At 50.1% G+C, this 20,072-nt stretch carries 15 protein-coding genes and 1 pseudogene; 7 read left to right on the plus strand and 9 right to left on the minus strand.

From position 1 onward, the window contains the following. Nucleotides 1-348 precede the first annotated feature (348 nt). From G5168_RS13315 to G5168_RS13325, 3 genes are all read left to right on the plus strand, one after another. Complete coding sequence (locus G5168_RS13315; protein ID WP_227342806.1) at nucleotides 349-1,632, plus strand: outer membrane protein transport protein; 1,284 nt, start codon at nucleotides 349-351, stop codon at nucleotides 1,630-1,632. A 252-nt stretch (nucleotides 1,633-1,884) separates the two neighbouring features. Further along, nucleotides 1,885-3,141, plus strand: a complete 1,257-nt coding sequence (locus tag G5168_RS13320) for an OmpP1/FadL family transporter (RefSeq protein ID WP_227342804.1) — start codon at nucleotides 1,885-1,887, stop codon at nucleotides 3,139-3,141. A 116-nt stretch (nucleotides 3,142-3,257) separates the two neighbouring features. Further along, entirely contained in the window at nucleotides 3,258-4,481 is a 1,224-nt protein-coding gene (locus tag G5168_RS13325; RefSeq protein ID WP_216953530.1) for an EAL and HDOD domain-containing protein, read from the plus strand. Here the strand turns inward: G5168_RS13325 and G5168_RS13330 are convergent. Further along, a complete protein-coding gene (locus G5168_RS13330; protein WP_227342802.1) occupies nucleotides 4,478-5,641 on the minus strand; it encodes an acetyl-CoA C-acyltransferase in 1,164 nt (387 codons plus the stop codon). The genes G5168_RS13325 and G5168_RS13330 overlap by 4 nt on opposite strands. 122 nt (nucleotides 5,642-5,763) lie before the next feature. Here G5168_RS13330 and G5168_RS13335 point away from each other — a divergent pair, with 122 nt between their 5' ends. Next, entirely contained in the window at nucleotides 5,764-6,162 is a 399-nt protein-coding gene (locus G5168_RS13335; protein WP_216953528.1) for a MerR family transcriptional regulator, read from the plus strand. Between the two features lie 89 nt (nucleotides 6,163-6,251). On the opposite strand, the gene rplY is transcribed toward G5168_RS13335, so the two are convergent. The 5 genes from rplY to G5168_RS13360 all read right to left on the minus strand — a co-directional run bounded on the left by rplY (nucleotide 6,252) and on the right by G5168_RS13360 (nucleotide 13,519). Then, nucleotides 6,252-6,539 carry a 50S ribosomal protein L25 gene (rplY, locus tag G5168_RS13340; protein ID WP_005345280.1) on the minus strand — a complete coding sequence of 96 codons (288 nt, stop codon included), beginning with the start codon at nucleotides 6,537-6,539 and terminating at the stop codon, nucleotides 6,252-6,254. Nucleotides 6,540-6,654: 115 nt separating this feature from the next. Continuing rightward, entirely contained in the window at nucleotides 6,655-7,488 is an 834-nt protein-coding gene (locus G5168_RS13345; RefSeq protein WP_421223400.1) for a hypothetical protein, read from the minus strand. A 95-nt stretch (nucleotides 7,489-7,583) separates the two neighbouring features. Further along, nucleotides 7,584-11,483 (minus strand): ATP-dependent RNA helicase HrpA, encoded by a 3,900-nt coding sequence (gene hrpA, locus G5168_RS13350; protein WP_421223398.1) that lies wholly within the window; start codon nucleotides 11,481-11,483, stop codon nucleotides 7,584-7,586. A 217-nt stretch (nucleotides 11,484-11,700) separates the two neighbouring features. Continuing rightward, nucleotides 11,701-12,120 (minus strand): CBS domain-containing protein, encoded by a 420-nt coding sequence (locus G5168_RS13355; RefSeq protein WP_227342797.1) that lies wholly within the window; start codon nucleotides 12,118-12,120, stop codon nucleotides 11,701-11,703. 121 nt (nucleotides 12,121-12,241) lie between these two features. Further along, nucleotides 12,242-13,519: an HD domain-containing phosphohydrolase gene (locus G5168_RS13360; RefSeq protein ID WP_421230898.1), complete on the minus strand. Its 1,278-nt coding sequence runs from the start codon at nucleotides 13,517-13,519 to the stop codon at nucleotides 12,242-12,244. Between the two features lie 220 nt (nucleotides 13,520-13,739). Between G5168_RS13360 and G5168_RS13365 the strand changes: the two are divergent. Next, nucleotides 13,740-14,011, plus strand: a pseudogene (locus G5168_RS13365) (hypothetical protein); the annotation flags it as partial. A gap of 259 nt (nucleotides 14,012-14,270) precedes the next feature. Here the strand turns inward: G5168_RS13365 and G5168_RS13370 are convergent. Then, nucleotides 14,271-14,648: a winged helix-turn-helix domain-containing protein gene (locus G5168_RS13370; RefSeq protein ID WP_216953524.1), complete on the minus strand. Its 378-nt coding sequence runs from the start codon at nucleotides 14,646-14,648 to the stop codon at nucleotides 14,271-14,273. 1,064 nt (nucleotides 14,649-15,712) lie between these two features. Here G5168_RS13370 and G5168_RS13375 point away from each other — a divergent pair. Both G5168_RS13375 and G5168_RS13380 read left to right on the plus strand, forming a co-directional pair. After that, complete coding sequence (locus G5168_RS13375; protein ID WP_227342793.1) at nucleotides 15,713-16,429, plus strand: winged helix-turn-helix domain-containing protein; 717 nt, start codon at nucleotides 15,713-15,715, stop codon at nucleotides 16,427-16,429. A gap of 85 nt (nucleotides 16,430-16,514) precedes the next feature. Next, nucleotides 16,515-16,826 (plus strand): hypothetical protein, encoded by a 312-nt coding sequence (locus G5168_RS13380; protein ID WP_216953522.1) that lies wholly within the window; start codon nucleotides 16,515-16,517, stop codon nucleotides 16,824-16,826. Nucleotides 16,827-16,901: 75 nt separating this feature from the next. Here G5168_RS13380 and G5168_RS13385 read toward each other — a convergent pair whose 3' ends face one another. Both G5168_RS13385 and G5168_RS13390 read right to left on the minus strand, forming a co-directional pair. Beyond that, the gene (locus tag G5168_RS13385) at nucleotides 16,902-19,067 is read right to left on the minus strand and encodes a putative bifunctional diguanylate cyclase/phosphodiesterase (protein ID WP_421230899.1); all 2,166 of its coding nucleotides are present in this window, start codon (nucleotides 19,065-19,067) and stop codon (nucleotides 16,902-16,904) included. Continuing rightward, nucleotides 19,064-19,810 carry a hypothetical protein gene (locus G5168_RS13390; protein WP_216953520.1) on the minus strand — a complete coding sequence of 249 codons (747 nt, stop codon included), beginning with the start codon at nucleotides 19,808-19,810 and terminating at the stop codon, nucleotides 19,064-19,066. The genes G5168_RS13385 and G5168_RS13390 overlap by 4 nt, the downstream gene beginning before the upstream one ends. Between the last annotated feature and the right edge of the window lie 262 nt (nucleotides 19,811-20,072).

A 20,072-nucleotide genomic window follows, 5' to 3' on the forward strand; every position in this document is an offset into this window, starting at 1 on the left:
ACGCTGCCTGTTCCCTCCCTGTTTACTCCCCTTTGTCACTCATTTGCCTCAAGATTTCGAAAAATTGACAAAATTATTTTTGTGACGGAGATCGGCAATCCAGGTCAATATTCCGCCTTTAGACCCTGAAAATGATGAATTAAACAGCAAGTTAAAACAAATGATTAACACATCGATCACTTTTATGTATTCTGCTGTCACTGGTCTGATTTCTTACCTCCTACCAGATCCATAGAATCACGCCAGAATTGATTGGGAAGAAGCTGAAATAAAAACGGATTTTGTCGAGGTTTGCATTGAACGTGCAGCCAATATCGGCAAAAAAATCTGCCTACAAGAGAGAACACCATGACGACAACTATTTTCAAGAAGAGCCTGATTGCCGCCACCATCGCGCTGGCCACCGGTCAAGTCCATGCCGCGGCATTCCAGTTGAACGAGCACTCGGCCTCCGGTCTGGGTCGCGCCTATGCCGGTGAAGCGGCTATCGCCGACAACGCCTCCGTGCTGGCCCGTAACCCGGCTGCCATGACCACCTTCGACAAGATGGCGGTTTCTGTCTCCGGCACCTACATCAAGCCGGATGTCGATGTGAATGGCAGCGTTGCTACGCCTCTGGGTACAGTTCCTGCCAGCGAATCAGGTATTGCTCCGTCAGCATTCGTTCCTGCCGCTTATTTTATTCAGCCGCTGAATGACCAGTGGGCTTGGGGTATCGGCCTCTTCTCAAATTACGGGCTATCTACCGAGTACTCCAAAACCTTCCCGGCTGGTGCCGGTGCCGGTGATACTGAACTGATGACTCTCAATATCAACCCGAACATCGCCTATCGCATCAATGAGCACTTCAGTGTGGGTGCCGGTATCAACGCCGTTTACGGTGCTGCCGAACTCAACCGCTATGCTGGTCTGCTGGGTCCGCTGAACCCACCGAGCCAGGGTGGCCCGCTGGCAACAGATACTCGCTTGGCTCACCTGAAAGGCGATACCTGGGGCTTTGGCTGGAACGTTGGCACTCTGTACGAAGTCAATGAGAACCATCGCTTTGCTCTGACCTACCGTTCACAGGTCGATATGAGCTTTGATGGTGACTTCCAGGGGCTCACTTCAGGGAACCGCACTGTTGATGGCAATCTGAAACTGGATCTCCCTGCTCAGGCCGAGTTTGCCGGTTATCACCGTTTGAATCAGCAATTCGCCGTTCACTACTCTGTCAACTGGACTGACTGGAGTGCCTTCCAGGAGCTGAAAGCAACCAGCGGCCAATGCGCTGGCGGCGTATGTCTGCAAAAGGATGAGAAGTTTAAAGACTCTACTCGTTACTCAATCGGCGGTACCTGGTATATCAACCCGGCTTGGGAAGCGCGTATTGGCTTTGCTTATGACAACAGCCCAATCGAGCCCGAATACCGCAGCCTGAGCATCCCGGATTCTGACCGTGTCTGGTATAGCGCTGGCGCGACCTACCATATCAATACTGATATGAGCATTGACTTTGGTATGGCCTATCTGGACGGTAAAGAGGTTGATGTCAACGAAGGTCTGCGTAACCACTCAGACCCTCTGCGTTGGAAAGGCTCCTCCCACGGCAATGCCTTCCTGGCCTCTGCCCAGTTCAATATGAAGTTCTGATTAGAACGCCACCGAAAAGAGCGCCGACAGGCGCTCTTTTTTTATCCGAAAAAACAGTTTCAGCGCACAGCTGTAGCACACACGTGTTTATTTTTCTTTTTCAATCAAGCTATTAGACTACATCATCCCAGCATTAAATCTTGTTTTCTCCGGATAACCACCATGAGCGTTGCCTTACTGGTCATACCATATAAAATCCTGCCTCCATCCATATGACCTATTGAAACCTCGGGTAACAGCAAGGATTTTCCCATGCATTCCATCATCAAACCGTCCGCCATCGCCCTGCTGGTGATCGCGGGTCAAACCCATGCCGCCGGGTTCCAGCTGGCTGAACAATCCGCCACGGGCCTGGGACGCGCTTTTGCCGGTGAAGCCGCCATTGCGGATAACGCCAGCGTACTCTCCCGCAATGCCGCAGCCATGACCCGTTTCGATCAGATGGCGCTGTCTGGCGGAGCTATCTATGTCAGCCCTGACGTCAATATCGAAGGCCACACACGTTTGCCGACGCAAGCCGGCATCGTCACCTCCGATGCGAGTGCACACGATATCGCGGCCTCGGCCTGGGTGCCCAACGCCTATCTCATCATCCCGCTGAATGAGCAGTGGCGCCTCGGCTTCTCGGCCACCTCTTACTATGGTCTTGGCATCAAGATGCCGGATAACTACAGTGCCGGCCACTTTGGCAATGTTTCCGATATCAAGACCATGGATTTGGGAACCTCTCTTGCCTATCGCATCAATGAGATGTGGTCAATTGGCGCAGGGATCTCTGCTATTCAGGGCGAGGGCGAAGTCGGTGGCACCTTCCCCTCTCGCAATCTGATAGCAAAACATCTGCAAGGGGATGGCTGGGCATGGGGCTGGAATGTCGGCACCTTGCTGGAGTTGTCGGAGCAAACCCGGATTGGGCTCTCATACCGCCACGATGTCAATTTGACACTCTCGGGTGATGCCATTCTTGGCCTGCCCAACGGCAAGGAGCTAAAAGACACAGGTTCTCTGGATCTTCCGCTACCCGCAACGGCAGAGCTTGCTGCATTTCACCAGCTGACCGAAAAACTGGCGATCCATGGCAGCCTGAACTGGACCAACTGGAGCAAATTTGTCCAGCTGGAAGCCGATCTGGATACACTGCCCAACATGCATATCAAGGATGAACACTGGGAAGATAGCTGGCGCTATGCGATCGGGATGACCTATCAACTGACTCCCCAGTGGCAGCTGCGCTCGGGAGTTGCTTACGATGCGAGCCCGGTACCAGCGGATCGCCGTACTATCTCCATTCCTGATGCCGACCGGATCTGGTACAGCCTGGGGATGGGTTATCAGTTCACCCCCAACCTGACCATGGATCTGGGGTTAACCCTGATCGATGGCAAGAAGGTTGATGTTACTGAAAAAATGGAGTTGCAACCGGGCAACCCGCAGAGCACCTCCACCTTCCAGGGCACCTCCGAGGGAGATGCCTGGCTGGCTGGCGCCCAAATGAGTTATCTCTTCTAAGTTCCCTCCCTGCAGAAAAACACTATGCCAATTATTGCCTTACCGAACAGGGTCAAAACTGGCATAGTGTTCTGCAACACCATAAAATCAACCCAGTACCCATACTGGAGCAAGGCATGTATTCCTACGTAGCCAGACAGCCGATCCTCGACAGAGACCTCAATACCCATGCCTATGAGCTGCTCTTTCGCGATAGCCTGAATAATGTCTTCCCGAGCATCTCCTCACAACAAGCCACCTCCCGGTTGGTGGTCGAGCAGTTTCTGCAACAGAATATCGATCAGCTGTTGGGTGGCCGCCCCTGCTTTATCAATTTTCCCCACTCACTGTTACTGGAAGGACTGGCCGAGTGCCTGCCACCCGAAAAGGTGGTGATCGAAATTCTGGAGGATGCCCCTCCGGATGATGCCCTGCTGGAAAAGGTGAAGCAGTTGCACAAACTGGGCTATCAGCTGGCACTCGATGACTTCACCATGTCGCCGGATTGGGAGCGCTTCCTCCCGTTTATCCACATCATCAAGTTTGATCTGCGTGACACGCCCCTGTTGCAGATCAGGGTGTTCATCAAGCGCCATCAGGCGCTGGGACTCACCTATCTGGCAGAAAAAGTTGAGGACAAGGCTGAGTTCGAACGAGCCAAAAAGCTGGGGATCCAGCTGTTTCAGGGCTTTTTCTTCAGCCGCCCCGAGATGGTCAAACAAGCCACTATGGAGCCCGCCCAGGTCGTGGTCATGCAGTTGCTCAATGTGGTCAACGAGACAGAACCCGATATCAACAAGATCGAGCAACTGCTCAGCCAGGATATCTCTCTGTCACTCAAGTTGCTGCGCTATGTCAATCATCTCAAAGGCCATGCCAACCCCATCTCCTCGTTTCGCCAGGCTGCGATATACTTGGGCAATACCCAGCTAAAGCGTTTTGTTTCACTGGTGGCTGCGACCAGTGCAGGCAAGGGGAAAAGTGCCGAGCTCTACCAGATGTCGATGATCCGTGCCCGTTTCTGCGAGTTGCTGGCGCATACCCATGCGCCGACCCTGCAGGCTCAGCAAGCGTTTATCACCGGTCTCTTTTCGCTACTGGATGTGCTTATGGAGCAGCCGATGGACAAGCTGCTGGGGACTATCCCCCTGATCGAGGATATCCGGCTGGCGCTGCTCGAGCGCAAAGGCACTCTCGGTTTCTATCTCGCATTTTGTGAAGACTACGAGAATGCCAACTGGCCCAAAGTCACGGCCCGAACAGCCCGCCTGGGGTTGAATGAAGATAAGGTAAGCCACCTTTATCTCGCGGCAACGACCTGGGTGAACGAGCAACTGCAAGCGATGGATACCGGCGATTAAGGGATCTCTACCGCAATAGCGGTCGCCTCTCCGCCACCGATACAAAGAGACGCAATGCCTCGTCTCCCTCTCCGCAACCTCAATGCCGAGATCAGCGTCACCAGAATACGTGCTCCACTCGCGCCAAGCGGGTGACCCAATGCGCAGGCGCCACCATGAACATTCACCTTGTGATGGGGGATCCCGCACCCGCTCATGGCCAGCATGGTGACCATGGCAAAGGCTTCGTTGACTTCGAACAGGTCAACCTCATCCACTGACCAGTCGAGACGAGCCAGCAGTCTGGATATTGCGCCAACGGGAGCGGAAGTGAACTCGGCCGGCAATGCCGCATGGCTCTGATAACCGACGATCCGCGCCAGTACAGGTACCTGCCAAGCTTGCGCAGTGGCACCATCCATCAATATCAGCGCCGCCGCGCCGTCCGAGATGGAGCTCGAATTGGCCGCCGTAATGGTGCCATCTTTACCAAATGCAGGCTTCAGGGTCGGGATCTTCTCCGGCCTCCCTTTGCCCGGTTGTTCGTCTTCGGCCAGCAACAAGCGATCACCGCGATAGACACTTGCCAGCTCGGATGCAAACGCGCCGGCTTGCTGCGCAGCGCGGGCACGCTGCAACGACGCAAGGGCAAACTCATCCATGGCAATGCGGGTCAAACTGGCATGATCGGCGCTGCGCTGGGCGTGTATTCCCATCAACTGGCCATCATAGGCATCCTGCAATCCGTCGAGGAAAAGGTGATCAAACAGCTGTTGATGGCCCATCCGAAAACCATTGCGGGCATTATCCAGCAGATAGGGGGCCCTGCTCATGCTCTCCATCCCCCCAGCCACCACAACCTTGTTATCGCCCAGACGAAGGGAATCTGCCGCCAGCATCACCGCCTTCATGCCGGAGCCACACACCTTGTTGACCGTGGTAGCAGGCACACTCTCTGGCAATCCCGCTTTTAACATCGCCTGCCTTGCCGGCGCTTGTCCCACACCTGCCGAGAGCACATTGCCCATAAACACTTCATCGATCTGCTCGGGAACAAGCCCGCCCTGTACCAACGCAGCGGCAATGGCACAGGCCCCCAGCTCCGGGGCCGCCACCTCTGCCAGTGCCCCTTGAAACGCCCCCATTGGCGTACGTTTTGCCGCCACAATTGCAATATCCATTTGCCCGCCTCTTTTAGTTACCTGGTCATAACATAGGTTTTCTATGCCATGGGAACAAGAGTTGCAGTGCAGTTTACGTTTAGGTAAGGTGCCAGCAGGATTTAGCTCGCCAAGAAGTTTATATGAACAAAAACAAGGATGAAGCCCGGAGCTACAGCATCAGTGAACTGGCTCGGGAATTTGATATTACGACGCGTAGCATCCGTTTCTATGAGGATCAAGGGTTACTCAATCCCGCCAGAGAAGGGCAGACCCGCATCTACAGCAAGCAGGATCGGGTTCGTCTCAAGTTGACCCTGCGTGGTAAGCGGCTCGGTTTCAGTCTGGCCGAGATCCGGGAGTTGTTTGATCTTTATGATGCCGACAAGAGCAGCCGCACCCAGCTGCAAACCATGCTCGGGCTGGTTACCGAAAAGCGGGAGACGCTGCAGCAGCAGATGGAAGATATCAGGATGGTGCTGCTGGAGCTGGATGCCGCGGAGCGGCGCTGTCAACAGGCATTGCAGCAACTGGGTCGTTAAAGAAGGGGGCCGTGAGATCCCCTTCTCATGCTTCAGATAACAAAAAGCCACTCCTGAGAGTGGCTTTTCTGCTACCTGACGGTTCGTGATTAAACGCGAACGAAGTCCAGGTGAACCAGCTTGTAACGTACCGGGTGACGCTGGATAGCTTTCACTTTCACGTTAACTTCTTCGCCGTTGATAACCAGAGTCAGTACGGACTCATAGAATTCCGGCTTTTCTTGGGCCAGGATGAATTTCTTGTGGTCAACAGTGATGGACTGGGCTTCTTTGCCTGCACCGTAAACGATGGCAGGAACTTGGTCAGCTTGACGCAGGCGGCGGCTCGCACCTTTCCCCAGGTCAGAACGGACTTCAGCTTGGAATACGAAAGACATAGTATGTATCTCTTTTAAAGGAATGTATGGTGCAAACTGCGACCGGTCAGCACCTCGCAAAACGAGCGCGAATACTACCATGGGCCAATAGCGGATACAAGGCTCATCCCGCGCTTTAACGCCCCTGCTCAAGACGAGCAAATTGCTGTTGCCGCTGGGCCGGACTCAACGCATCAAACTGCGCAAGCGTCTCGGCGCGAGGACAGTAGAGCCCCTCCCCGGTTTTGACCCGGATACTGTTACCGAGGCCCGCCCTGTTTTCTGCGGCCAAGGCCAGCAGATAGCTGTAAGTATCTGCCCCCACCCTGCTGGATAGCTGATTGGCGATGCGCCACAGCGTCTCACCCGCCGCGACCCGATGGCACACTGAGCGCCCCTCGCCAACCGCCGGCGCAGAGAGTGTCAGTGTGGTGCTATCAGATGACACGCTGGCCGCCAGCAGACCATCACTGCGACTCCCCCTCTCGCCAACTGCGGCACCAAGCAACGCCAGCAATGGCTCTGCTTCGTAGCGGGGGGCGACCGCCAACTGAACCGGCATGGCACGAGGAACGTTGAACTCGGCGATAAAGGGCGCTATGAGTTGCGATGGCTCAAAAGGTGAAACACTGCCATGCTGCACGGTTGCAGCGACCTGGCCGGGGGCGACCCCGTAAGCCATCTCGTCGATGCGCCGCAATCTTGCCAGATAGGTTTTGGAGAGCTGCGCCTCCCCCTCGAACAGATCGAAAGGGGGGACCAGCCGAGCGGGAAAGAGGATCTGCCAGCGACCATGCTTCTGCTTTTGGGCCAGCGGCGGAAACTGATTGCCACGCCAGGCCACAAACATCGCTGGTGGCGTGCGCGCCAGCGGGTAATATTCCGGGTTCAACTGCACCCAGGTTTGTTCCGCAATGGGTTGATAACCGCTGATCACCACCTGCGCCACACTCAACCAGACCCCCAGCATCCTTGCCTCCCTGACTTGCGGTTTGAAGGGGCTACCTGACCGGCAACCCCTTCTTATCACGCGCTATCATGCTGTTAAAACAGTTAGATAGCAGCTTAGCACTGAGCGATGGCGTTAAGCACCCGTTTATCGGAGACCGGATAAGGGGTGCCCAGATTCTGGGCGAAGAACGACACCCGCAGCTCCTCGATCATCCAGCGGATATTGGCCACCTCGGTGGGCACCAGCTGGGATTTGGGGATCTTGGCCAGCAGCGCCTTGTACTCCGACTCCACACTGTGCACCTTGAGCATGTAGACCCGATCCCGGTTGGAATCGATGGCCAGCTTCTCCAGACGTCGCTCGATGGCCCGCAGGTAACGCAGCAAGTCAGGCAGCCGCTGCCAGCCGGTCTCGGTGACAAAGCCCTTGTGAATAAGGTTGCCGAGCTGCTGCTGGATATCTGACATGGCAAAGGCGGTGTCGAGCTGCATCTTGCCCTTGAGCCGCTTCTTGATCTCATGGGAGAGCGTCAGCACGGCTTCCACCTGCTTGGCCACCTCCACCACCGCATCGTTGAGCTCGGCGCGAACATACTCCTTGAGCGCCTCGAAACCGGCCTCATCCCAGGCCAACCCGCCATGTTGCTCGATCAGCTTGTCGCAGCCGCAGGCGATGCAGTCGTCAATCAGTTCCGCCACCTTACCAAAGGGGTTGAAATAGAGCCCCAGCTTGGCCTTGTTGGGCAGTTTCTCCTGCAGGTACTTGATGGGAGATGGCACGTTGAGCAGCACCAGCCGACGCTGACCGGCCCACATCAGCTGCTGCTGCACCACCGGGCTCTCCACCAGCTGGATGGCGACCGAATCCTTCTCGTCTACCAACGCCGGATAGGCCTTCACCTCGAACCCGCCCCGCTTCTGGCTGTACTCTTGCGGCAGCTCGCCAAAGCTCCACAGGGTAAGACCGGACTGCTCGATATCATCGTCCGCCACTTGTGACAGAGTCTCCTGCACCTTGCCGCGCAGCGACTCTTTTAAGGCCTCCAGATCTTTGCCTTCCGCCACCTTCTTGTGTTTATCGTCCACCACCCGGAAGGTGAGTTTCAGGTGATCGGGCACCGCAGCCCAGTCCCAGGATTCACGGGGCACGGTCACACCAGTCATTCGGCGCAGCTGGCGCTCCATCTCGTCCAAGAGCGGCCCCTGCTCGGGGTTGATGCTGGCGAGCAGCGCATCGGCGTAGTTCGGCGCTGGCACGAAGTTCTTGCGCATCGGCTTGGGCATCGACTTGATGAGAGCCACCAACAGCTCGTGACGCAGCCCGGGGATCAACCACTCGAATCCCTTCACCTCCACCTGATTCAGGAGCGGCAGCGGAATATGCAGGGTCACGCCATCCGCCGCCTCCCCCGGCTCGAACTGATAGGTCAACTTGAGCTTGAGGCGCCCCTGCTGCCAGAAGTTGGGGTAGTCGAGATCGCTGATGTGGGCCGCATCCCCCTTCATCAGCATCTCTTTCTCGAAGTTGAGCAGTTCGGGATCCCGCTTTTGCGCCTCTTTCCACCACTTGTCGAAGTGGCGGGAGGAGATCACCTCCTCCGGCAAACGAGCATCGTAGAAGCGGAACAAGTCCTCGTCATCCACCAGGATGTCGCGCCGACGGGATTTGTGCTCCAGCGCCTCCACCTCGGCCAAGAGCTTGCGGTTATCGCTGAAGAAACGGTGACGGGTCTCGAAATCTCCCTCCACCAGCGCGCGGCGGATAAACAGCTCGCGACACAGCGCCGGATCGATGCGGCTGAAGTTGATGGTGCGCTCATTGACCAGAGTCAGACCATAGAGGGTCACCTTCTCCTTGGCCATCACGGCGCCATTTTTCTTCGACCAGTGGGGGTCGCTGTGGTGCAACTTGATGAGATGGCCCGCCAGCGGCTCCACCCACTCGGGCTCAATCTTGGCGTTGATACGGGCGTAGAGGCGCGAGGTTTCCACCAATTCTGCGGCCATCACCCACTTGGGCGGCTTCTTGAACAGACCCGAGGCCGGGAAGAGGTGGAAACGGCCATTGCGAGCACCGAGGAACTCGGGCTTTTCCAAATCCTTGTTGCCGATATGACTCAAAAGGCCGGTCAACAGCGCGCAATGCACCGTCTTGAAATCTGCCGGTTCATGGTTGGCTTTAAAACCAAGCTCTTTCACCGTCTGACGCAGCTGGAAATGGATATCCTGCCATTCGCGCACCCGCAGGTAGGAGAGAAACTCCTTCTGGCACATGCGGCGGAACGGATTGCTGCCAAGGGTATCCTGCTGCTCTTTCAGGTAATTCCACAGATTGACGAAGGCAAGGAAGTCGGAATCCTTGTCCTCAAAGCGTCTGTGCTGCTCGTCGGCGGCCTGCTTCTTCTCCATGGGCCGCTCGCGGGGATCCTGAATGCTGAGGGCCGCGGTGATCACCATCACCTCGCTCAGGCAGCCGGTCTGCGCCGCGCTGATCACCATCTTCGCCAAACGCGGATCAAGGGGGATGCGCGAGAGCTGGCGACCGGTCTCGGTCAGCTGTAACTTGGCTTCGCGCTCGCCGGTGGCGGGCAGCTCGCGCACCGCCTCCAGCTCTTTCAAGAGAGTCAGGCCATCCTTGATATGGCGGGACTCCGGTGGCTCGACGAAGGGGAACGCCTCCATATTGCCAAGGCCGAGCGCCAGCATCTGCAGGATGACCGATGCTAGGTTGGTGCGCAGGATCTCGGGGTCGGTAAAAGCGGGACGGCCGTTGAAATCCTCCTCGGAGTAGAGGCGGATACAGATACCGTCCGCCACCCGGCCGCAACGACCTTTACGCTGGTTGGCACTGGCCTGGGAGACCGGCTCGATGGGCAGGCGCTGCACCTTGGTGCGCCAGGAGTAGCGGCTGATGCGGGCGGTGCCCGGATCGATGACGTAACGAATGCCAGGCACCGTCAGCGAGGTCTCCGCAACGTTGGTGGCGAGCACGATGCGCCGTCCGGCATGTTGCTGGAACACCTTGTTCTGCTCGGCGTTGGAGAGGCGGGCGTAGAGCGGCAGCACCTCGGTATCCCGCAGGTTGAGCTTGCGCAGGGCATCGGCGGTATCGCGGATCTCCCGCTCGCCGTTCATGAAGATAAGGATGTCTCCTAAACCTTCTCTAGCCAGCTCTTCCACCGCATCGAAAATCCCCTGCAGCTCATCGCGCTCTTCCAGCCCTTCACTTTTATCACTGGTGAGCGGGCGGTAGCGCACCTCTACCGGATAGGTGCGGCCAGAGACCTCTATCACCGGCGCCTTGTTGAAATGGCGGGAGAAGCGTTGCGGGTCGATAGTGGCCGAGGTGATGATCACCTTGAGATCCGGGCGCTTGGGCAGCAGTTGCTTGAGATAGCCCAGGATGAAGTCGATATTGAGGCTGCGCTCGTGGGCCTCATCGATGATGATGGTGTCGTACTGGGTGAGCATCCGGTCGTTCTGGATCTCCGCCAGCAGGATACCGTCGGTCATCAGCTTGATATGGGTCTGCTCGCTAACCTGATCGGTAAAGCGCACCTTGTAACCCACGTAGTGACCGAGTTCGGACTCCATCTCCTCGGCAATACGGGCCGCCACAGTGCGGGCCGCCAGACGACGCGGCTGGGTGTGGCCGATGAAGCCCTTCACCCCGCGCCCCAGCGCCAGACAGATCTTGGGGATCTGGGTGGTTTTGCCCGAGCCGGTTTCGCCGGCGATGATCACCACTTGATGCTCTTCAATGGCTTTGGCGATCTCCACCTGCTTCTGACTGACCGGCAAGTTGTCCGGATAGGTGACCTTGGGTACGCCCGCCAAACGGGACTGGTAACGCGCCTGCGCCGCATCCAGATCGGCGGCAATGGTCTCGAGTACCGCAGCCTGTTTGCCCTCGGGCAACTTCTTGGCACCGTGCAGACGGCTGGAGAGACGGCGGGCGTCGAGGTTCATGCAGGCAGAGAGACGGCGGCGCAGCGCCTCGATAGAGAGAGACAAGGTACGAATTCCTTAAAAGAGTGCCCGACAAGGGGGCCATATCGATAGCTGGGGGAGATCCTAAAGAGCACAGACAGCAGGTGCAAGCCTTAACATGAGACACTGGAGAGGCAAATTAGCCTCCATACCAGGCTACGGATGGGTGAACGCACCATCTCCCAAAACAATGAAGCAGGCCATTGGCCTGCTTCTGTTGCATGTTGCATCCGGTCAGCCCTTAGCCGTGATTGTGTACAAAACAGGTGGTCAACTGGGCATGGATAGCCTGCATCACATTATGGCGATTGATTACCCCGAGCAGCCTGCCCTCCTCCACCACCGGATAGATCTTGGGTTTCTGTCCCATCATCATCTCCGCCAGGGTGAGGATGCTGGTATCTGGCTCAACAGTCAGTACCTCCTTGCGCATCACATCCTTGACCTGAGCGACCTGCTCACAGTGATAAGCTTCCTTGAGCATCACTGCAATGCAATCCTGCTCGGAGATCCAGCCGATCAAGTGTCCCTGCCCATCCACCACTGGCCCTCCCAACTGATGACTGTTCAAAAATTTCTCGACCGCAGCCTGCACCATCATGTCTGCAGTGAAGGTTATAGGTCTGCTCTGCATATAATCCCTGGCTTTTAGCGATTCCATATCAATTCCCCTATCCATAGTCCAATCAGGCTGGCGTCTTGCGCGTCAGTACCGGCACCACGCACGGCTTGCTCCAAGCATAGCTGGCTCACTGCCGGATGGGTCAGCCTCTCCTCCCCCATCAACCGATTGCATATCTGTTTTCATTGGCCGGCATGGCCGCAGCCATCATCTGTGGCAGATAATCCGCCAACGTCGCCACCACGACAGGATCTACCCGACCCTGAGCCGCCAGTTGATGCATAAAAGCCAGAGCATCACGAGCAGGCAGCCCACGTCGATAAGGTCTGTCCTGCACCATGGCCTGGAAAATATCGGCCACCCGCAGGATGCGCGCTTCGAGCGCCATGGCGGATGCCGGCAGATGGAACGGATAGCCCTCCCCGTCAGGCTCCTCATGGTGATAGGCCGCCCAGCAGGCTATCTCCTCAAACCCTTCGATATGACGCAGGATCTGGTAGGTTTCGAAACTGTGGGTATTGATGATTGCCCGCTCCTCCGGCGTCAAGCCGGCAGGTTTGTCCAATATTTCATCAGGAACCCTCAACTTGCCGAGATCATGCAACAGCCCTGCAATTTCGAGCATGTCACAATGGACACTACTAACCCCCAGCCGCTCGGCCAGGGCACGCGAAAGACGGCTCACTCCGAGGGAGTGCGTCATAGTGAATGGACTTTTGGCATCAACGATACCCGAGAAGATCCTGGCCAACGCTTTTAGCTCACCATTATCGGTGATGCAGGACTCCCGCTGCCTCAGCATCTCGTGCATGTAATCATTGATGGCTCGCGCCTCCAGTTGCAACCAGAACGCCTCCGAGCGGGAGGCTTGGAGAAAACCATCCAACAGATCGGTGGCAAAGAATTCGTCACGGCAATCCTGCAGGCGAGCACGGATCTCGTGTGTATGCATTAACAATGAGCCATCGCCATAGAATGGGGCAGCCAGCGCATCGCAACGATCCACCAGAAAGATAAGGTTGGCCTGACGAGCAACCTGGGGGTCCACATCGGCCATCTCGCGCAAGAGATGCCAGTGGGTATGATGATAACGGATAGGCAGTGCCAACGGGGCCAGCAAGCGGAAATCCTTGAGCAGCTGATATCCTACCTCGCAGTGACGCTGGGAGGACTCCCAATCGAACTCACTAACCAGATGGTGATGGGTGATGGTCGAGGAGACACCAATATCGTGCAGCACGCCGAGCTCAAACAACAAACAACATTCAGCTGTATCCAGCCCCAATACCCGACCACACTCGGCCGCCATGATCCCGACCCGTTTACCATGGGCCACATCGCCAATTCCTACCAGATCCAGTGACGCAGACAAGGCATAAACGACCTGTCTGAGATCCACCTGAAGCGAGCACGAACCGGCTTCCTGCGCTCTGTTCATGATCCCTGTCCCATGCTGTTTTGTGATGATGCAAGGGTGTCGTTTTACTCCTTGCTACTGATAAATCTAGTCATTAATCCCATGGTTTACCTCATCACGGTTTTGCAAAAAGCAGTGCAAAGAGGCTTATAGAGCCCTTGTATCCCTACTACCGCTCAACCGGGCCTCTTTCACGCGAACAAGACCTGCTGCTCGATGGGATTGCCGGGATACACCCAACCGGCGTAGAAGGATAAAAGCGGTCATCGCACAGCATGTGCGAGCAGTCGCGACACCATAAGGTTCCGCACACTGGTGTTAAACAAAGCTCGTTATTGCAGCTAAATGCAGTCGCGCGGTGCTTCGGATGGCTGAAGAGGTTTCAGATATGAAAAGCAGGCGAGAGGTTATGCTGTCTTCATCAATCTGGTTTTCTGTCTTGGTGACCAGCGAGAACAAATAGAGATCGTGCATGTTGATATCACATCTTTGAGCTGTACAACCAGGCATTAATTTTCTGCAGTTATCCATAGATAAAAACAATAATATTCCACGCTCCACAAACCGAAAAATATAATTCCTGATTGGCAAGATAGTTAAAATAAGGCTTGACAGCGTATTCATACCTGAACTTTATCATGCTTCAGTATTTTTCGTGAAATGGCGTTGGGCTACTGTAGCTTGCCACGACTATTTCATACTAACAGTAACCCTTACAGCAATGGCCTCACCAATATAATTAATAACCAGCACCGACAATAAATATCAATAATCAAACAGCAAACTCATTTACTTTCAGTTGTTTTTCTAATCTAAATCCCGATTTGGCTGGATTGAATATATAACCAGACCCAGAGACATTTGTCAGGCATGAGCAATCTTCATCTGCTTTCCTCAAGAACTTTCTAATATTTGACAATGAAACCGAAACGGTATTGTCGCAGACAATACGATTAGTCCATACACTATGTAAAATTTCATCTTTTGAGATCAATCGCCCTACGTTATTTATCAAATAAATCAATACATCCCTGTCTTTTTTACCCAGCCTAGACTGTACCAACAATCCCCCCAATGCTTTGTATTCGACAATACCATTTTGAAGATCAAAGGTAACTCCCTTATCTCTATTTACCATTTTTATATACATATCATTTCACCTCGACCAATACAGATTCACATATGCCTGATAACTAAGCAGCAATAATCCTATGTTTTAATCAAAATGTAGTGATGCTAAAATAATAAATTTATAAAAATAAAAAATCCTTTCTTTTCAATTAGTTACACCAACACCATCTCATCTGTCATAGTAATTTCATTGTTCATTCATCACTCCGAATGCTCAGTAACAGGCAACCTTTTCAAAGGCCATCTCCTGTATTATTCAATACTCAAAACCATGAAATAACGACTTAATTAATCTTATATCACTGATATATAAAAAGAGTTCATGAGTATCCTCACATGACATAAAGAATACAATGCTGGTTAAATATAATGCTGATTCGACGCAAATTTACATGAAAAGATATGATTTAATAGGGAGTTAATTTAGATCTATCTATTATCCGATAGCTATGTAGCTATTTGCCAGATCATCGCAGAGAGTTGTCACCAGCTTTGATAACTGTATTTTTACGTTACCGCCTCTGATTATCTCAGGAACCGACATTAGATATGTCTACCAGTCACTTGATAGCTTTATTTACCATAACGTATCAAGCCAGATTTAAACTAGACATGATTTAATATTTATTGTCAAGCTGGCATATATTTAACAGCATTATCAACAACCACTAACAAGTTAATATAACACCAAGAAATTTACCACAACAATAAATATTCAGATGACAATCAAAGCAACTTCTCACATCCTGCTTATTTTTCTTTATAAACATCTCCATCTGTTGTAAAACTACGCAACAAATAAACGGTTAAGATTTGTGTCAAGGTTTATAGTGAGACACCTCACTTAAAATTTTTATAATTAATGGATTAGATAAACTAATTAATACTGAAACTATGATGAGCGATGTCTCACTATTGAGAACGAATAATATACAGGGTGCTTGAATAAGAGTATTGCAACTATAGTAATGTTACTTATAGAATCACTAAAAGTAAGGCTATCGTAGATAGAGGTCTAAGGATTAGCTTTCACTGGATGAGAGCCTTGTTTATAACGTAAAATTTAATCATTGGTGGTTTTGCATGCTGGACTACAACCCCGTCTCAGGTGACGTCACATGGAACTCAGAAGTGATTGCTCGATTAAGCAAAAGCGAGACACTGATTTTTACCGCTTTACTAAAAAAATTAAATCAGTTTTCCAGTAAAGAGGAACTGATTGAAGAAGGGTGGCCTAACAAGTTCGTCTCTCCCAATTCATTGGCAGTTGCTATAAAAAACATCAGAAAAGTACTACAAGAAACTGACGGGGCTTTTAAGATAGAAACCGTTCACCGGAGAGGTTATATACTTCATGGCGCAGCAGACAAGATCCAATCTAGCATGATTGCTCTGCAACCTCCTTGTGACTCGTCAAAAAATAAAAATGAGATAAATACAGAGAATAAAACAACCGAATCAAGTTCAGATGAAGTAGATGAGGCCATTATTGATATGGCCAAAATTAACGCAAAGATCATAGCGCAAGAAAATCATGCCAGTTATTTTAAAAAAATATTTGTCAAAACACTATTCTCGCTGTATTGCGTAGCGATCCTGTCATTAGGTATCATATATTTCTTTTCTTCAGGTGAACTTTACTGCTATCAGTTAAGTGAAAAAACAAAGATATGTGGCGTTTTTGAGCTAAATAAAAGCAAGCAAAAGTCAATATCTGACAATATACAAAAGAAATCTGGTCTTTATCTTTATGGATATGACAACAATGATCAAGACATTAAAGTTCATAGCGTTGACTAGTTTCATAGTCCTCCATACTTATATTATTATTCCGGTTATCAATGGTATGGGGTGCAATTATAACTCAGAGGCAAATGATGTAAAGATGAAATATATAAGCACATGTCGATTCGGCATTGTAGAAACAATCGCATGGAACAAGATTAGTGGAGAGAAAAAACTTTTTAAAGGAATCTTGGCAAAAAAGAAAGACGATTTGTTTTTTTTTGTAGTTTATTCAAAAGAACTATCCAAACCTATTTTCGATTTTGATGATGGTCTAAATGTAAGGTTTACCGATGCTCATATATACTCGGCGAAGCAAATTCATGCGGGGCAATACGATTGGGTTCTTCTAAGAAACCCATCGTATCGTGTTTACAAGGTAAATATGGCTGGCAAGTTGGGATTTTGGTAATGCTATTCTTGCTAGCCAATGATATTAAGTAGCATAGCTTTTAATTTTATATCGATTGACGCCTTCTTTATCGGCTTAGAGCCAATCTTTTATGTAGCTTAACATGGCCTCTTCTTTCATTGGTTTTGAGAAATAGTACCCTTGCACATATTTTACCCCCAAGTTTTTCAACACCCAAAGCTCGTCTTCTTCTTCAACACCCTCAGCGATAACGTACATACCCGCTTCGTTCGCATAAGTTAATATGGAGTTCAAAAGGCGCTGCATGGATAGTGAGTTATTAATGCCAGACACTAGATTCCTATCAATCTTGATTGCATCAAAAGCCCCCATACTTAGTGTAGAAAAAAAGGCATAGCCAGTACCAAAGTCATCAAGGTAAACTTCTACTCCGAGTTCTTTTATTTGGCCAACCGCATTAATGAACACTGCCTGCTCAACGATTGGTACCGACTCAGTAACTTCTAAATTTAATGAACCTCGTGGCAATTTACATTCTATGATCACCTTTTCCATTAAGTTTCTAATTATCCCACAATTGAAGATGATCTGAGAGGGAGATATGTTGACTGTAACGGGATAACCTGACTTTAGAATAAAATTTACTGCGCATTGTACCATAAGTTCAAACAGTGCATTCATATGGCCATATTCTTCAGCCCACTGAATTATATCAACCGTGCTAAAATTAGGATGTCGCAGTAATGCTTCAAATGACTTTATTCTCCCCTGCTCAATATCGTGTAGCGGCTGGAATACCGCATAACATTCCCCCAACATTAACTCTATATTAAATGTTCTTTGCAAATAAAATGTCTCATGATTTTTTCGGTAGTCCATCTTTTCTTCAAAATACACTGGCGCACGATCATGGGAGCATTTGGCTGCATACATGGCCATATCCGCTTTATCAAGCAACTCTTCTACTGTAACTGCTTGATGAGGATAAGCGCTAACTCCAATAGAAATACCAATTGAAAATGTGCGCTCTCCTATTGCGATGGGCTGCGTTATTTTTTCGATTAGTTCCTGATAACGCTGCAGGGCTACACTTTTCTCACCAGGAATAACAAAAGCAAACTCATCACCACCAAGGCGTGCGACAGGGCTATTCATACCTAAGATTGATGACATTCTTGCTGAAGATATCTTTAATACAAGGTCACCTGCAGCGTGTCCCATAAAATCATTAATTTCTTTAAATTTATCAAGGTCTGCATATGCGACCAGAAACTCTTCATTGGTGTTACATTTTTCACTTAATACGCTCCTGAATCCCTCTCTGTTAAGCAAGCCAGTCAAAGGGTCTATTAGTTTACTTTTTCTAAGCTCATCTACCGTTTTCTGCAGCGCATGTATAATGTGTGTTTCTTTCTTCCGCATTATCAAGATAATGCTGGTACTAATGCATATACTGTAAAATAAAATAAAATCATAAAGAGATAAATCCAAAGCTACATTTACAGCAGCGCAAAAAGCTGAGACCAACGCCGCAATAACAATTCTCACATAGGGTCTGGATTTAATAAAAAGACAAATAAATGATGCCATCAAGATTAATGCAAACGTTTCCTTTGATAAGGTATGAAAAAACTCATTTACTATAAAAAAAACAATTGATGACAGTGACACCAATAAACAAAAGTTCATCATCTTCAGGTTTTTGTTGTCAGGAATGAATTGCTCTGACAAAAAAAGATATGATGTAAAAAAGGTAAATGCCATTAGGTTTGCGGAAAACAGCTGATATACCAATTTTTCTGAGGAACTAGGGAAAACCAGGACAGATACACTTGCAATAAGAGTACATAAGGCTCCACCAAAATGGAGCCATAAAAATGATAGCACTTCATTGTCTTTTGAAAGAAAAGATATTGATGATTGCCAAAAATTCAACACAAATAGAAAGCCAATGATAAATACAGTGTTATTGACAGCATACATTATCAATGATGACCAATAAGACCCCATTCCCATAGGATAATTTTGGCTACTAAAATAGAGTAAGTTGAACCCTATTACTGTCATGAAAATTGATATTAGTGATATTGTCTTATCTATGCAGCGACCAAATGCCCATAGAAAAAATACCAGATAAGCATTAGGTGCCCAGATAATGCTGTATTCAGAATGATGATGCCCATCATTTTTCAATGTATGGAATACATCTTGATAAATCATATTACAGAGTGTTAATGTACACAATGCAATAACAAGTGTAGTATTCTTGATGGCACTCATAACATGACCTTATAGGAGACATCATCCAGATTTTTTGCTAAATGAGCAGTTGAAATATAATCGCCCATCAATGCAAAAAATGGTGTCCGACAAGCTATATCCAGATCTGTCTGACTTTGCACTCTATCTAATATGAGTTGCATTGCCAGTTTTTCTTTAACATAGAAGCAGGTATCAATAAAGTGATTAACTTCCGCCAAATTAGACGGAGGCGGTCCTAATCTGACATATTTAAATAGTTCTTTAACCACCTGGAAATCTCTGGGTTCGTTATCTTTCCAGTTATACCCTCCCAGACAAACCATATGGCCACTATCGACTATTTTAAATAGTGACTTTTGCCACTCCTTATCATTTTTATGATATGGTAAATTCAAGTCAAGAATCAACTCTATCTTTTGAGAGCGCAGACTATCCATCAATGCTATTAGCTGGCTAGATATTTTTGATAATACTCGTGGTTCAGCCTTAAAAAATAACTGACATGGCCGACGTCCAGCTTGATGATATGCCTTGCAACACTCTTCAAGAAGTGACATTTGTACACAGGTGATCATCAAAAGCAAATCGTGATCACAGGAATGATAGAATGAAGCCGCCTCCATACTGAGTGGTCTAAAATAGAAACCAGCCATTCTTTTTTTAGGGTCTTTGCTATAAATATCCTGTACAAATAATCGAGTGTAGCTATTCCACCACTCAATATCATCCTCACCGATGTTCCAACTGTTATCCTGTTCCATTTCATCCCCAATCTGACCGGTCTATGATGTTTCAAATTTGGCAGATTGAGATTTTAAGTTGAGCCATCAAAAAGATGATGATTAATAAAATAATAAAAACCACTCACCAAGACAGATGATGGCAACATAACGCATTGATTTAATGCTATTTTATGGATAACCATACAAATGATTGAATCTCCAAGAATGATCTTTTTACAACGTGAAGTTTAATTCTTCAGGCTCTATTTTTTGAGCCACATATATTAAAACTCGGCAACCG

Source organism: Aeromonas sp. 600724, from assembly GCF_049175135.1.
Taxonomy (GTDB): domain Bacteria; phylum Pseudomonadota; class Gammaproteobacteria; order Enterobacterales; family Aeromonadaceae; genus Aeromonas; species Aeromonas veronii_A.

What these genes read in the sequence shown, in the direction of transcription:
- G5168_RS13380 (WP_216953522.1), top strand. Translation starts at nt 16,515, where the DNA reads ATGAAATATATAAGCACATGTCGATTCGGCATTGTAGAAACAATCGCA.
- rplY (WP_005345280.1), bottom strand. Translation starts at nt 6,539, where the DNA reads ATGTCTTTCGTATTCCAAGCTGAAGTCCGTTCTGACCTGGGGAAAGGT.
- G5168_RS13375 (WP_227342793.1), top strand. Translation starts at nt 15,713, where the DNA reads ATGCTGGACTACAACCCCGTCTCAGGTGACGTCACATGGAACTCAGAA.
- G5168_RS13335 (WP_216953528.1), top strand. Translation starts at nt 5,764, where the DNA reads ATGAACAAAAACAAGGATGAAGCCCGGAGCTACAGCATCAGTGAACTG.
- G5168_RS13345 (WP_421223400.1), bottom strand. Translation starts at nt 7,488, where the DNA reads ATGCTGGGGGTCTGGTTGAGTGTGGCGCAGGTGGTGATCAGCGGTTAT.
- G5168_RS13320 (WP_227342804.1), top strand. Translation starts at nt 1,885, where the DNA reads ATGCATTCCATCATCAAACCGTCCGCCATCGCCCTGCTGGTGATCGCG.
- G5168_RS13385 (WP_421230899.1), bottom strand. Translation starts at nt 19,067, where the DNA reads ATGAGTGCCATCAAGAATACTACACTTGTTATTGCATTGTGTACATTA.
- G5168_RS13315 (WP_227342806.1), top strand. Translation starts at nt 349, where the DNA reads ATGACGACAACTATTTTCAAGAAGAGCCTGATTGCCGCCACCATCGCG.
- G5168_RS13330 (WP_227342802.1), bottom strand. Translation starts at nt 5,641, where the DNA reads ATGGATATTGCAATTGTGGCGGCAAAACGTACGCCAATGGGGGCGTTT.
- G5168_RS13370 (WP_216953524.1), bottom strand. Translation starts at nt 14,648, where the DNA reads ATGTATATAAAAATGGTAAATAGAGATAAGGGAGTTACCTTTGATCTT.
- G5168_RS13360 (WP_421230898.1), bottom strand. Translation starts at nt 13,519, where the DNA reads ATGAACAGAGCGCAGGAAGCCGGTTCGTGCTCGCTTCAGGTGGATCTC.
- G5168_RS13390 (WP_216953520.1), bottom strand. Translation starts at nt 19,810, where the DNA reads ATGGAACAGGATAACAGTTGGAACATCGGTGAGGATGATATTGAGTGG.
- G5168_RS13325 (WP_216953530.1), top strand. Translation starts at nt 3,258, where the DNA reads ATGTATTCCTACGTAGCCAGACAGCCGATCCTCGACAGAGACCTCAAT.
- G5168_RS13355 (WP_227342797.1), bottom strand. Translation starts at nt 12,120, where the DNA reads ATGGAATCGCTAAAAGCCAGGGATTATATGCAGAGCAGACCTATAACC.